Source organism: Pseudomonas fluorescens, assembly GCF_005938625.1.
GTDB classification, from domain to species: Bacteria; Pseudomonadota; Gammaproteobacteria; order Pseudomonadales; family Pseudomonadaceae; genus Aquipseudomonas; species Aquipseudomonas fluorescens_BD.
This window is the reverse complement of sequence record NZ_VCNJ01000026.1, coordinates 96,991-110,800: the sequence shown is the minus strand read 5'-3', so window position 1 is coordinate 110,800 and position 13,810 is coordinate 96,991. Positions and strand designations below refer to the sequence as shown.

The window sequence follows — 13,810 nt, the reverse complement described above, 5'->3', positions numbered from 1 at the left end:
GAGGATCATGCGCGCCATACCTCTACTTTCGCTTCTGCTCAGTGGCTGGTTCATTGTTCCAGCCCACGCTGATGAGGCCCAGGACTGGTTGACCCGTCTGGGCCAGGCCGAGCAGCAGCAAAGCTTTTACGGCACATTCGTTTACGAGCGTAACGGTAGCTTTTCTACCCATAACATCTGGCATCGCGTCCAGAATGGCCAGGTCCGCGAGCGTTTACTCCAGCTCGACGGTTCGGCGCAGGAAGTCGTGCGCATTGATGGACACACTCAATGCGTCAGCGGCACCCTGATTGCCGGGCTGGGGGATTCTCCCAACTCAGCCGCTCGTCCTCTCGATCCGCAAAAGCTGAAAAACTGGTATGACCTTGCCGTCATCGGTAAGTCGCGTGTGGCTGGGCGGGACGCAGTGATCGTATCGCTGACGCCTCGCGATCAGCATCGTTACGGCTTTGAATTGCATCTGGACAAGAAAACCGGCTTGCCACTGAAATCGTTGCTGCTGAACGACAAAGGGCAGTTGCTCGAGCGCTTCCAGTTCACCAGTCTTGATACTGATGAAGTCCCTTCGGACAAAGACTTGCAGGCCGACGCTGACTGCAAGGCAATTACGCTGGACAGTGACAAGGCTTCGGCGGTCAAAGCTGCTCAAGTCTGGCACTCGGACTGGCTGCCGCCGGGTTTCGAACTGACCAGCAGTACTTCGCACAAAGATCCGGAAACCAAGACTCAGGTTAACAGTTTGCTATATGACGACGGTCTGGCACGTTTTTCGGTTTTTCTTGAGCCGTTGAATGGCGCGACTGTGACTGACACGCGGACTCAACTGGGGCCGACCGTTGCCGTTTCCCGTCGCCTGACCACGCCTGAAGGCGAAATGATGGTGACGGTCGTGGGCGAGATCCCGATTGGCACCGCCGAACGAATTGCTCTGTCGATGCGGAATACCGATGGCACTGCAACCAGTAAGCAATGAGCTGATTTCAGTCGTTAGCACTTCTTCGTCGAGAAGTAGATGAAATGTTTGCTGAGCATTTTCATTTGCAAATACCCCGAAAATTTTTTATAGGTCAGAGCCTCACGGCTCTGGCCTTGTTTGTTGTTGCCGGAACAAAAATGCCGGTCGGTGGTTTCCGGTGTTCCTTGCTCCATATCGCTTAACCCTGCTCGTCGTAACGGGAGCTGTATGTCGATACCAAGTTTGAAATCTTATCTCTCCATTTTCGCCACCGTGCTGTTGCTCGGTCAGGCTGTACCTGCTGCGCAAGCAGCCGATCTGCCTGACTTCACCCAATTGGTCGAACAGGCGTCGCCAGCCGTGGTGAACATCAGTACCACGCAGAAACTGCCGGATCGCAAAGTGAACCAGCAGATGCCTGATCTGGAAGGTCTGCCGCCGATGCTGCGCGAGTTCTTCGAGCGTGGCATGCCGCCTCAACAGCGTTCGCCGGGCGGTGGTGGTCGTCAGCGTGAAGCGCAGTCGCTGGGCTCGGGCTTCATCATCTCTCCGGATGGCTACATCCTGACCAACAACCATGTGATCGCTGATGCTGACGAGATCCTCGTGCGTCTGGCTGATCGCAGCGAAATGAAAGCCAAGCTGATCGGCACCGACCCGCGTTCCGACGTGGCGCTGCTGAAAATCGAAGGCAAGGATCTGCCGGTGTTGAAACTCGGTAAATCCCAGGATTTGAAAGCTGGCCAGTGGGTTGTCGCGATCGGCTCGCCGTTCGGCTTTGATCACACCGTGACCCAAGGTATCGTCAGCGCCGTTGGCCGCAGCCTGCCGAACGAAAACTATGTTCCGTTCATTCAGACTGACGTGCCGATCAACCCGGGCAACTCCGGTGGTCCGCTGTTCAATCTGAACGGTGAAGTGGTCGGGATCAACTCGCAGATCTACACCCGCTCCGGCGGCTTCATGGGGGTGTCGTTCGCGATCCCGATCGACGTGGCGATGGATGTGTCCAATCAGCTGAAGAGCGGCGGCAAGGTCAGCCGTGGCTGGCTGGGCGTGGTCATCCAGGAAGTGAACAAGGATCTGGCCGAGTCGTTCGGTCTGGAAAAACCGGCCGGCGCGCTGGTTGCACAGATTCAGGATGACGGTCCGGCGGCGAAGGGTGGCCTGCAAGTCGGCGACGTGATCCTGAGCATGAACGGCCAGCCGATCGTCATGTCTGCTGACCTGCCGCATCTGGTCGGTGCACTGAAAGCTGGCGCCAAGGCCAATCTGGAAGTGATTCGTGAAGGCAAGCGTAAGAACGTCGAACTGACAGTTGGCGCGATTCCGGACGAAGACAAAGAGCTGGATGCGCTGCCGAAGTCCGGCGTTGAAACCACCAGCAACCGTCTCGGTGTTGCCGTGGGTGAATTGACTGCCGAGCAGAAGAAAACCTACGACCTCAAAGGTGGTGTGGTGATCAAGGAAGTGCAGGACGGTCCTGCGGCCCTGATCGGTCTGCAGCCAGGTGACGTGATTACTCACCTGAACAACCAGGCCATCGGCTCCACCAAGGAGTTCGGCGAGATCGCCAAAGCTCTGCCGAAGAATCGTTCGGTGTCGATGCGCGTTCTGCGTCAAGGTCGCGCCAGCTTCATCACCTTCAAACTGGCTGAATAATCCAGCGGTAGGGTAAAAAAGAAACCGCCTCGAAAGAGGCGGTTTTTTTATGCGTGAAGCTTTTGTCCCAGCGGGTAACGATCAGCCCATCATGTCCTTGATCATGCGCTCCTGCTCCATCAACTCACGCTGACGGGCATCGATGCGTGAAGAAAGCGGGAAGTTGCTGCCAGCCTTGCGCTTGGCAAAATCCAACTGCTGGATCGCCTGACGGTAATCGCCGACCAGGGCGAAGTATTCTGCGCGCGCCTGATGCAGGCCAATGATGTTCCCCGACAAGCCACGGGTTTCTGCGACCTGATACCACACGTCCGGATCATCCGGGCGGGATTTGAGCAACGCTTCCAGCGCTTTCTCGGCATCAGATGCGCGATTCTGCTTGAGCAGCAAATCAACGCGAACCTGATTCAGCGGATAGTTGCCCGGATATTGCGTGAGCATCCGGTCAACCCGCGATTGCGCATCCGGCAAACGATTGTTGGTAATGTCCAGATCCACCTGCGCGAGGTTGTAGATGATTTCGTTCGGCGACGTCGCCAGCAATTGCTTGAGGTTCTCGCGAGCCTCATTCAACTGGCCACCCTTGATCTGCGCAATCGCCAGACCGTAGCGCGCCACATCGTTGTTCGGGTTTTCATCCAGCTGCGCGCGGAAGCGCTTGGCGCCCAGACCTGGGGTTTCTTCGTAGATCAACTGCACGCGCGCGCGGATCAACTGATAGCGTTTGGAGTCTTCAATACCGCCCGGTTTGGCCTGTTCGGCACGGTTGCGGGTGTCGGCGATACGCGATTCGGTGACCGGGTGAGTGAGCAGGAATTCCGGTGGCTTGGCGTCGAAACGATATTGACGCATCAGCCGTTCGAACATGGTCGGCATCGATCGCGGGTCGTACCCGGCCTTTTCCAGATTGAGGATGCCGATGCGGTCGGCTTCCTGTTCGTTCTGCCGGGAGAAGGTCCGTTGCGACTGGATCGCCGCCGCTTGAGTGCCGGCGATGGTCGCGATCCCGGCATCACCGCCGCCGGCCGCGGCAATGACGATTCCGGCCAGCAGCGCGGCCATCATCGGCACCTGCATCCGCTGCGAAGCCTCTACGCCACGAGCAAAGTGGCGCTGCGACAAGTGAGCCAATTCGTGCGCCAGTACCGAAGCGTATTCGCCCTCGGTCTGTGCATTGAGGAACAAGCCGCCGTTGACCCCGACCACGCCGCCCGGCGCTGCGAAGGCGTTGAGCTGCGGGCTGTTGATCAGAATGAATTCAAGGCGCCGGTCAGTGACCTGGCTGGTTTCCACCAGCTTGTACACGCTGGACTCGACGTAGTCCTTGAGCTGCGGATCATTGAGCTGTGAAACCTGGCTGCGCAACATGGCCAGCCAAGCGCGGCCGAGCTGGTATTCCTGTTGCGGCGAGACAATGGCAGAACTGGCGTCGCCGAGTGACGGCAGATCGTCGGCAAAGCCTGGTGAGGCGAGCAGGCAAGCGAGCGTCAGCAGGGTAGGGCGCAGAAAAGTCATGCACAAAGCCTTAGAAGACAAAGACCTTACTGTAGCCGGACACCGGAGCTGCGACCAGATATTCTAGGCTGCTCGACGACCCGAACCGGAGTGACGCAATGACTGACGCTGTAGCCCATGACGTGGAACTGGACGCCAGTGGCCTGAATTGTCCATTGCCGTTGCTCAAGGCAAAAATGGAACTCAACAAACTGCAAAGTGGCTCCGTCCTCAAGGTGATCGCCACGGATGCCGGCTCGCAGCGTGACTTTCGCACCTTTGCCAGATTGGCCGGTCATACGCTGCTGCGCGAAGAAGACGAAGCGGGCGTCTATCGTTACTGGTTGAAAAAAGCCTGAAATCGACAGCGTAAAAAACCTAAGGATTATTGATGTTCAAAGTGTTACGCGACTGGATTCAGCGCTATTTCTCCGATGAGGAAGCGGTGGTGCTGGCGGTGCTGCTGTTTCTCGCCTTTACCGCGGTGCTCACCCTCGGCGGTATGCTCGCGCCGGTATTGGCGGGGATGGTGCTGGCGTATCTGATGCAGGGCTTGGTGGTCACGCTGGAACGTCTGCGTGTGCCGGGTGGCGTGGCGGTGGGGCTGGTGTTCGCTCTGTTCATGGGCGTATTGATGCTGTTTATCGTCGTGGTGCTGCCGTTGCTTTGGCATCAATTGATCACATTGTTCAATGAGTTGCCGGGCATGCTCGCCAAGTGGCAATCGCTGCTGCTGTTGCTGCCGGAGCGTTATCCGCATCTGGTTTCCGATGAACAAGTCTTGCAAGCCATCGAAGCGGCGCGCGGCGAGATCGGCAAATTTGGCCAGTGGGCACTGACATTCTCGCTGTCGAGTCTGCCATTGCTGGTGAACATCATGATCTATCTGGTGCTGGTGCCGATTCTGGTGTTCTTCTTCCTGAAAGACCGGGCCATGATCGGTGAGTGGGTGCGTGGTTATCTGCCGCGTGAGCGCGCGCTGATCACCCGGGTTGCGCAGGAAATGAACCGGCAGATCGCCAATTACATTCGCGGCAAGGTCATCGAGATCGTGATTTGCGGTGGTGTGACCTACATCGCTTTCGTCGCGCTCGGACTCAATTATGCGGCACTGCTGGCGTTGCTGGTCGGTGTGTCGGTGGTGGTGCCGTACGTTGGTGCGGTGGTGGTGACCGTGCCGGTGTTGTTGATTGCGCTGTTCCAGTGGGGCTGGAGCGATCAGTTCATCTATCTGATGGCGGTGTACGGAATCATCCAGACACTGGATGGCAACGTGCTGGTGCCGTTGCTGTTCTCGGAGGCGGTCAATTTGCACCCGGTGGCAATTATCTGCGCGGTGCTGTTGTTTGGCGGGTTGTGGGGATTCTGGGGGGTGTTCTTTGCGATTCCGCTGGCGACGCTGTTCAAAGCTGTGCTGGATGCGTGGCCGCGCCAAGAGCCGGCGGTGGCGCCGTTGCTGTAGTAGTTGATCCAGATTGTTCGGTGCGGCTTAAGGCCTCATCGCTGGCAAGCCAGCTCCCACAGGGTTTTCGGTGCACACAAAACCTGTGGGAGCTGGCTTGCCAGCGATGGCGTCAGAGAAAGACGCCAGAGAAACATCAGGCCTTGTTCAAATTCTGCGCAGCAGCCAGAACAGCATCCACATGCCCCGGCACCTTCACACCGCGCCATTCCTGACGCAGCACACCGTCCTTATCAATCAGGAACGTGCTGCGATCAACGCCCAGGTATTCCTTGCCATAGAGCTTCTTCAACTTGATCACGTCGAACAATTGGCAGACGGCTTCGTCCTTGTCGCTGATCAGTTCGAACGGAAACTCCTGCTTGCACTTGAAGTTCTCGTGGGACTTCAGGCTGTCGCGGGAAATACCGAAAATCTCGGTATTGGCTGCCTTGAACTCGGCGTACTGGTCACGAAAGCCCTGGCCTTCGGTGGTGCACCCCGGGGTGCTGTCCTTCGGGTAAAAGTAGATCACCACTTGCTTGCCCTTCAGCGCTGACAGGCTGACGGTCTGCCCGCTGGTGGCAGGTGCTTCGAATTCGGCAACCGGTTGGTCGATGACAACGGCCATGAAAGCTTCCTTACATTGGGTTCTGTGGGCGCCAAGGCTCGATCAGTGCATCCAGGTTCATCGCATCGGAGAAGTCGAGGAACTGGTCGCGCAGCCAACTGATCTGGGTGCCGGCCGGCAGGGTCACGGTGAACGTGGCGTTGAGCATGGTGCCGCCGGTCTGTGGCGCCTGATAGGTGTCGCAGGTCAGGTTTTCCAGCTCGACATTGTGATCCATGAAGAACTGGCACAACTCATTGATGATGTCCGGGCGATATGCCGAACTGACGTAAGCCACGTATGGCAGGGCTTGCGGACGGTTTTCCAGCGGCGCGCTGCGCACCACATTGGCGGTAAAGGCGTGTTTCTTGGCCAGGCCCGGCAGGCTGCCTTCCAGGCGGGCGAGGGCGTCCCAGCTGCCGGAGATCTCGAGGATCAGCGCACTGCACTCGCCGTGGCGGGTCAGGCGCGAAGTAACCACGGCGCAGCGATTTTCATGGCTGGCGCGGCACAGGACGTTAGTCAGCTCCATGGGGTTGGCGCCGAGGGCACTGATGACAAGGAATTGTTCGCGAACTGTGGGGGTGGACATGCAGCATTCCTAAAGCGATGAGCGGTCGGTAGGTTACGGACGTTTGCCGCCGGGAGTGCCTGTTCTGGCTGTCCGTACAAAGAGACCCGGCAAGCGCTCGCGGCTCGCTCCACTATAGCGGGAGCGCGTCGATGCGACGCAGGAACGGGGTCTGGGAGGCCGTAAAGGGAGGCAGGAACCCGGCGTACAAGCTGATCAGTACCGATCAAAGTCTGAAGGGTAGCGAAAAGCGACGCCAAGGGGAATGGCGGCAGCGCAGTACTTCGCTTGTGCAAGCATCTTGGCGCCAGTACCATTACCGCTCTCTTTTTCCGGCAGGAGCGGTTTCATGATTGCGGGCAGTATGGTGGCACTGGTCACTCCCATGGATGCACAAGGGCGTCTTGACTGGGACAGCCTCAGCAAACTCGTGGACTTCCATCTCAAGAACGGCACCCATGCCATTGTCGCGGTCGGTACTACCGGCGAGTCGGCAACCCTTGATGTAGAAGAACACATCGCCGTCATCAAAGCCGTGGTCAAACAGGTTGCCGGGCGCATTCCGGTCATCGCCGGCACTGGCGCCAACTCGACCCGCGAAGCCGTCGAGCTGACCCGCAACGCCAAGGAAGCCGGCGCCGATGCCTGCCTGCTGGTGGTTCCGTATTACAACAAGCCGACTCAGGAAGGTCTGTACCAGCACTTCAAGCACATCGCTGAAGCGGTCGACATTCCGCAGATTCTCTATAACGTTCCTGGCCGCACCTCTTGCGATATGCAGGCCGAGACCGTGATTCGCCTGTCCACCGTGCCGAACATCATCGGTATCAAGGAAGCCACTGGCGATCTGAAACGCGCCAAAGCGATCATCGATGGTGTGAGCAAGGATTTCATCGTGCTGTCCGGCGATGATCCGACCGCCGTTGAACTGATCCTGCTGGGCGGCAAAGGCAACATCTCTGTAACGGCCAACGTCGCGCCACGCGAAATGGCTGATCTGTGCGAGGCCGCGCTCAAGGGCGACGCCGACACTGCACGGGCGATCAACGAAAAACTGATGCCGCTGCACAAAGACCTGTTCATCGAAGCCAACCCGATTCCGGTGAAATGGGCTTTGGTTGAAATGGGCCTGATGCACGAAGGCATCCGCCTGCCACTGACCTGGCTGAGCACACCTTGTCATGAAACGCTGCGCTCGGCCCTGCGCCAGTGCAGCGTCCTGGTTTAATTGAGGAAGTACAACGCATGAAGCGAATGGCCGGACTTTCCGCACTTGCCTTGATTATCTCCAGCACCAGTGGCTGCGGATGGGTCTGGGGCCCGGAAGGTTATTTCCGTGACCGTGGTAGCGATTACCTGGAAGCGCAACAGACCGCACCGATGCAACTGCCACCGGAGGTCAGCACCTCCAAGCGTCTGGATCCGCTGTTGCCGATCCCGCGCAACGTCGCTGATGACACCGCCAAGGGCGAATACATTGTTCCGCGTCCTCAGCCGCTGTCGGCCGTTGCCGATGCCAGCGATTATTCGCTGCAGAAGAGCGGTGATTCGCGTTGGGTCGTGGCCCAGCACCCACCGGCCGAAGTCTGGCCAGTGGCGGTGCAATTCTTCCAGGACAACGGTTTCCGTCTGGATGAACAGCGTCCGCAAACCGGCGAATTCACCACCACCTGGCAGCATTCCGACGAACTGTCCGCGTCCATGGCCAAGCGCCTGAGCGCGGCCGGCATTGCCAGCGACAGCGAAACCCGCGTGCGTGTGCGTATCGAGCCGGGCGTGCAGCGCAACACCAGTGAAATCTACGTGGTCAGCGCCGAGCGCCCTGCCGGCAGCACTGCCGATGTGGCCTTCACCAACCGTTCGGTCAACACTGGCCTGGACGCCGCGCTGGTTGACGACATGCTCGCAAGCATGAGCCGGATCTCTGAGAAGGGCGGTTCGGTGTCGATGCTGGCCTCGCGTGATTTCGATACGCCGAGCCGCGTCAGCCTCAGCGAAGACGGCAGTGGTAACCCGGTGTTGAACGTCGGTACCGATCTGGACCGTGCCTGGTCGAGCGTTGGCCGTGCACTGGAACAAGGCGAATGGCGCGTTGAAGACATCAACCGCAGCCTCGGCCTGTACTACATCAACCTGGCCGAAAAAGCCGAGAAGAAAGACGACAAGCCTGGTTTCTTCAGCAGCCTGTTCGGCAGTGCGCCGAGCAAGGAAGAAGTTGAAGCCCGTGCCGAGCGTTATCAGGTTCGCCTGAGCAAGGTTGGCGAGAACATTCAGGTGACCGTCGAGAAAAACATCAACACCGTCGCGCCGGCTGAAGTGGCACGCAAAGTGTTGAGCGTGATTCAGGACAACCTGGGCTGATCAATCATGCGTTTTGCCGTTCTCGGCAGCGGTAGCCAAGGGAACGGCACGCTGATCGCCAGTGCTGATACGTATGTGCTGGTGGATTGTGGTTTTTCCCTGCGGGAAACCGAAAAACGCCTGTTGCGCCTGGGTGTGAACCCGGCGCAACTGAGCGCGATACTCGTAACCCACGAACATGCCGACCACGTGCATGGCGTGGGTTTGCTGTCTCGGCGCTACAATCTACCGGTCTACCTCAGTCGCGGCACACTGCGCGGGATGCGCAAACCGATCGAACCCGCAGGCTTTCTGGCCGGTGGCGAGCAACTGCAGATCGGTGCTCTGAACATCGGGGTCATTGCCGTGGCCCATGATGCGCAGGAACCGACCCAGTATGTGTTCAGTGATCATGAACAGCGGCGCTTCGGCCTGCTGACCGACCTGGGTTCCTACTGCGAGCGGGTGCTGGACGGTTATCGGGACCTCGATGCGTTGATGATCGAGTCCAACCATTGTCGTGACATGCTGGCCCGTGGGCACTACCCGTACTTTCTCAAGCAGCGGGTGGGCGGCGAGCTGGGACATTTGAACAATCATCAGGCGGCATTCCTGGTGTCCGAGTTGGGCTGGCAGGGTTTGCAACACCTGGTTCTGGCCCATCTGAGCAGCAAGAACAACATGCCGCAGCTGGCCCGGCAATGTTTTGTCGACACCCTCGGGTGCGACCCGGACTGGCTGCAACTGGCCGATCAAGATTCAGGGCTCGACTGGCGCCACATCGCCTAGCCCACCTACTTAGCAAGCGGAGCCCATCATGGAAAAACGTGAAGAACTCTACCGCGGCAAAGCCAAATCGGTTTACAAGACCGACGACGCTGACCGCTTGATCCTGCTGTTTCGCAACGACACCTCGGCGTTCGACGGCAAGCGCATCGAGCAGCTCGACCGCAAAGGCATGGTCAACAACAAGTTCAACGCCTTCATCATGCAGAAACTCGAAGCGGCCGGCGTACCGACCCAATTCGACAAGCTGCTGGCCGACAACGAAGTGCTGGTCAAGAAGCTCGACATGATCCCGGTCGAGTGCGTCGTGCGTAACTACGCCGCCGGCAGCCTGGTCAAGCGTCTGGGCGTCGAAGAAGGCCTGAAGCTCAACCCTTACACCTTCGAACTGTTCCTCAAGGACGACGCCAAGGGCGACCCGTTCATCAACGAATCCCACGTCGTGGCGTTCGGTTGGGGCACCGCCGAGCAACTGGTTCGCATGAAAGAACTGTCGCTCAAGGTCAACGAAGTCCTGACCAAACTGTTCGACGACGCCGGCCTGCTGCTGGTCGACTTCAAGCTTGAATTTGGCGTGTTCAGCGACGGCTCCATCGTCCTCGGCGACGAGTTCAGCCCGGACGGCTGCCGTCTGTGGGACAAGGACACCAAGAAGAAGATGGACAAAGACCGCTTCCGTCAGGGCCTCGGTGACGTCATCGAAGCCTACGAAGAAGTCGCCAATCGTCTGGGCGTACCGCTTTAATCGACGCAAGCATCTGATAGCACGAAGAAATTTTCGAAAGAGGGTTTGCTTTCGGTAAAAGTGTTGTTATGATGCGCGCCGTTGGAGAGATGCCAGAGTGGCCGAATGGGACGGATTCGAAATCCGTTGTACCTTCACCGGTACCTAGGGTTCGAATCCCTATCTCTCCGCCATTATTGAACAAGACGAAGCCCCCGTAATCATTGATGATTACGGGGGCTTTTTCGTTTCCGTCGTTCTGATTAGGGCATTTTTAGGGCAAGGTGCATGCCTCTGAGGCTCTAAACAATCGCTCTGAGCCGTTCAATACCCGCACAGTCCTTTGGTGCCTCTTATCAGTAATTGCCACCTAGAGGCGCGCCACCTTCCCTTCAGGCACGACGGTGAGCATTCCAACAGATGATTGAGTATCCAATCTGAGCATTGTCAAAGACGTCCGTGCTGAATAGCAGGTGTTTACTGGACAGAATGATGGCGAATCAGTAGCTTTCAGTAATCTGGGTGCTATGGTCTTAAAGCCATTTCTTAATCGGGTCCTGGCATGCTCGAAGGTGTCGTCATAGCGGCACGCTTGCTAGCGGTCGACCGTTTCAATATTGATGGAGCTCCAAACTTGTCAGATCAGCTTAGGAGAGCAAATGTTACTGACACGGTTAAGATGAGCTTGCTTTGCGAAGTCCAAGGACTTTGCCCGCTCTGCAGGCGAGCGCTCATGGTTAAGAAAGGCTCAAAACGTGTGCGGGTTTTCGACATCGCACATATCTATCCGCTAAATGCGACCGAACATGAAAAACTTATACTGATTGCTGAAGAATTGCTTTCAGATGATATTGATTGTGAAGAGAACTTTATCGCACTGTGTAAAGAGTGTCATAAAATTTATGATACTAGGAAGACAGTGCAGGAATACAGGCAACTGGTTGAGATAAAAAAGACAATCAACAAAATCAAAGCGCTTTCGCAAACATGGGATAGGCAAACTCTTCACAAGGATATAGCGGTTGTAGCTAGGGATTTGGAAACCCTTAGTGAGTTGGATATTAAAAATACAACTCTGTCATTTGCTGCCTTAAAGCTTTCGCAGAAGAAAGATGAAACCTTAGGTATCATGAATGAAATGAAGATTGGGCAGTATATTCTGAGTTTTTTTGCTCCGATTAGAGAGTCCTTAAGAAAGCTAGAGTTAGAGGAAAAGGCCAAGTCTCTATTTATCTGTTCTCAGGTTAAGAGCTATTATACGCTGTTGTTAATGCAGGGTTTTGACCAAAGTCAAATATTTGAAGAGATGTGCGTATGGTTTATGACTAACACTGGGATCAAGGAGCGATCGAAATCTGAAGTGTTGGTTTCTTATTTTATTCAGAATTGTGAGATTTTTTCTGATGATACTGCCTAATAAAATAATATCATTAGAAGATAGTTGTCTCCCTAAGGCAGCTAAGTTGTTGGGGGTTTTAAGAGGTAGTGATACTGTTCAGGTAGTGTATCTGAATCATAAGGATATATTTTCCGATGTGTCGGAGTTTATAGATGCTCTCGACTTGCTCTTTGTTTTAAAAAAAATAAACGTAAATTTTACTACTGGGGTCATTCAGCGTGCTTAAATCTATTACATGCGAGAAATTGATCCAGTCGTCTATTTATTTCAAGTTTGGGCTGAATGCAGTCGTGGGCGCGGATGATGCGCATAACTCAATCGGTAAGTCATCGGTTTTGATGTTGATTGACTTTGCTTTTGGTGGGAGCGACTTTCCGACAAAGTGCGATGATGTAATTAAAAATGTAGGCCATTTAGAAGTGGTGATGGAATTTCAATTCGATAAAAACTATCTCTTTATTCGAAGTACCGAAACACCTGAGTCAGTTTATTGCGTTGATCAAGGGCGAATGCTCACGCTTCGAGAGTTTACTAGCTTTCTCAAAGATAACTATCTTACCAGTGCAAGCGAAATTTCGTTTCGTGATTGTGTTAGCGGTTTCTTTAGAATTTATCAAAGAAATAACTACAACCACAAGCGTCCCTTGGACCTAACCGTGCGGGAGAAATGGGAGGTTGTCAGAAAGCGTATTCTCAAAATGTTCAATATGTACTGGCTAATTTCTCAGCTGGAGCAGGAACGTGCCGGAGCTCAGAAAGCGCTAAAGGACATTAATGGTACATTTAACTCTGGTGCAGTAAAGAAAATCACAAAAGCGCAGGTATCTAAAAACGATTCAGTAATCAGTCAGCTTTTTTCTGAGGTTGAGAAGATTAAGCAGACATTGAAGAGAAATGTTACGGATATACGCTCTATAATCAATCAGCAAAGTCTTGAGTTGAAGCTTCAAAAAGATGCCTTGGTTGAATATAAGCTTGATCTCCAGACGCAGTTAAGCAGAGTGGAGTCAAACTTAGGTAATGCGAAGATTGTAAGTAGTAAGGATTTTCAATCGGTACTCACTTTTTTTCCTGAAGTCGATTCGAAGAAACTGTTAGAGGTAGAATCCTTTCATTCAGGTATTACAAATATTTTGAAGGATCAGCTGAAAGCAGAACAAATTGTTCTGATAGAGGCTTTAAGTGCTGCCCAAGCCGATATAGCCAAGGTTGATAGCTCGCTATTAAATCTCGTGGATTCCCGTGAGGATTCGGTTCATTTGTTAGAACGCTTAATAGATCTCGATCGTCAGCAAAATGCTCTGATTCAGCAGAATCGATACTGGATGATGAGCGCGGAGGCAAAAAATGAAATCAAGAGATTGAAGGCTGATATTGACTCGGCGCTGGAGAGTTCGATAGCGGTGATGGAACTCGAACTTAATGCAGGAATCGAAGAAGAAATAACAAAAATTTACAGCAACAAAGCTATTTCACCGGTGCTTACGCTAGGTGAGAAAGATTATAAATTCGATCATGGCGATGATCGGGGAACCGGGAAAGGTTTTGCAAACATGATCGCCCTTGATCTGACGTTCCTCCGGTTAACTGTTCTTCCGGTAATTATTCATGATAGTCTGTTATTCAAAAATATGGATACACCTGCAATAGAGCATTTGGTGGAGATCTACAGCACTTTTAGTAAGCAGGTTTTTATTTCGATTGATGAAGTTAGCAAGTATCATGCTGGTGTGCGGAAAATAATCACTGAAGCAATGTTTCTTAAGCTGGATAAAGATCGTATGGCATTCAATGTTAAATGGAAGAACGCGAAGTGACAGCCGTTCCT

14 protein-coding genes and 1 tRNA gene are annotated in these 13,810 nt (G+C 54.6%); 12 read left to right on the top strand and 3 right to left on the bottom strand.

Translation table 11 applies throughout. From position 1 onward, the window contains the following. Positions 1–7 precede the first annotated feature (7 nt). Positions 8–973 carry a MucB/RseB C-terminal domain-containing protein gene (locus FGA82_RS17440; RefSeq protein ID WP_141128004.1) on the top strand — a complete coding sequence of 322 codons (966 nt, stop codon included), beginning with the start codon at positions 8–10 and terminating at the stop codon, positions 971–973. Between the two features lie 210 nt (positions 974–1,183). After that, positions 1,184–2,617 (top strand): DegQ family serine endoprotease, encoded by a 1,434-nt coding sequence (locus FGA82_RS17435; RefSeq protein ID WP_141128003.1) that lies wholly within the window; start codon positions 1,184–1,186, stop codon positions 2,615–2,617. 81 nt (positions 2,618–2,698) lie between these two features. Here FGA82_RS17435 and FGA82_RS17430 read toward each other — a convergent pair whose 3' ends face one another. Continuing rightward, positions 2,699–4,132 carry a M48 family metalloprotease gene (locus FGA82_RS17430; RefSeq protein WP_141128002.1) on the bottom strand — a complete coding sequence of 478 codons (1,434 nt, stop codon included), beginning with the start codon at positions 4,130–4,132 and terminating at the stop codon, positions 2,699–2,701. Between the two features lie 98 nt (positions 4,133–4,230). Between FGA82_RS17430 and FGA82_RS17425 the strand changes: the two genes are divergently transcribed. Beyond that, on the top strand, positions 4,231–4,470 hold the full coding sequence (locus FGA82_RS17425) for a sulfurtransferase TusA family protein (protein ID WP_141128001.1): 240 nt from the start codon (positions 4,231–4,233) through the stop codon (positions 4,468–4,470). Between the two features lie 32 nt (positions 4,471–4,502). After that, a complete protein-coding gene (locus FGA82_RS17420; protein ID WP_034153151.1) occupies positions 4,503–5,573 on the top strand; it encodes an AI-2E family transporter in 1,071 nt (356 codons plus the stop codon). A 136-nt stretch (positions 5,574–5,709) separates the two neighbouring features. Here FGA82_RS17420 and FGA82_RS17415 read toward each other — a convergent pair whose 3' ends face one another. Further along, a complete protein-coding gene (locus FGA82_RS17415) occupies positions 5,710–6,183 on the bottom strand; it encodes a peroxiredoxin (protein ID WP_141128000.1) in 474 nt (157 codons plus the stop codon). A gap of 10 nt (positions 6,184–6,193) precedes the next feature. Continuing rightward, positions 6,194–6,754, bottom strand: a complete 561-nt coding sequence (locus tag FGA82_RS17410) for a glycine cleavage system protein R (protein ID WP_038358363.1) — start codon at positions 6,752–6,754, stop codon at positions 6,194–6,196. A 328-nt stretch (positions 6,755–7,082) separates the two neighbouring features. Between FGA82_RS17410 and dapA the strand changes: the two genes are divergently transcribed. The 8 genes from dapA to FGA82_RS17370 all read left to right on the top strand — a co-directional run bounded on the left by dapA (position 7,083) and on the right by FGA82_RS17370 (position 13,799). Further along, positions 7,083–7,961 (top strand): 4-hydroxy-tetrahydrodipicolinate synthase, encoded by an 879-nt coding sequence (gene dapA, locus FGA82_RS17400; protein WP_093438308.1) that lies wholly within the window; start codon positions 7,083–7,085, stop codon positions 7,959–7,961. A 17-nt stretch (positions 7,962–7,978) separates the two neighbouring features. Further along, positions 7,979–9,094 (top strand): outer membrane protein assembly factor BamC, encoded by a 1,116-nt coding sequence (gene bamC, locus FGA82_RS17395; protein ID WP_038358367.1) that lies wholly within the window; start codon positions 7,979–7,981, stop codon positions 9,092–9,094. Positions 9,095–9,100: 6 nt separating this feature from the next. After that, a complete protein-coding gene (locus FGA82_RS17390; RefSeq protein ID WP_129390454.1) occupies positions 9,101–9,862 on the top strand; it encodes an MBL fold metallo-hydrolase in 762 nt (253 codons plus the stop codon). Positions 9,863–9,890: 28 nt separating this feature from the next. Further along, the gene (gene purC, locus FGA82_RS17385) at positions 9,891–10,604 is read left to right on the top strand and encodes a phosphoribosylaminoimidazolesuccinocarboxamide synthase (RefSeq protein ID WP_007911389.1); all 714 of its coding nucleotides are present in this window, start codon (positions 9,891–9,893) and stop codon (positions 10,602–10,604) included. Positions 10,605–10,687: 83 nt separating this feature from the next. Next, a tRNA-Ser gene (locus FGA82_RS17380) sits at positions 10,688–10,777 on the top strand. A 368-nt stretch (positions 10,778–11,145) separates the two neighbouring features. Beyond that, positions 11,146–12,000, top strand: coding sequence for an ABC-three component system protein (locus FGA82_RS17375; protein WP_141127998.1), 855 nt, complete (start codon positions 11,146–11,148; stop codon positions 11,998–12,000). After that, positions 11,987–12,208: an ABC-three component system middle component 7 gene (locus FGA82_RS32940; RefSeq protein WP_432767171.1), complete on the top strand. Its 222-nt coding sequence runs from the start codon at positions 11,987–11,989 to the stop codon at positions 12,206–12,208. Before FGA82_RS17375 ends, FGA82_RS32940 begins: the two co-directional genes overlap by 14 nt. Then, positions 12,201–13,799 carry a DUF2326 domain-containing protein gene (locus FGA82_RS17370; RefSeq protein ID WP_141127997.1) on the top strand — a complete coding sequence of 533 codons (1,599 nt, stop codon included), beginning with the start codon at positions 12,201–12,203 and terminating at the stop codon, positions 13,797–13,799. Before FGA82_RS32940 ends, FGA82_RS17370 begins: the two co-directional genes overlap by 8 nt. Positions 13,800–13,810: the final 11 nt, after the last annotated feature.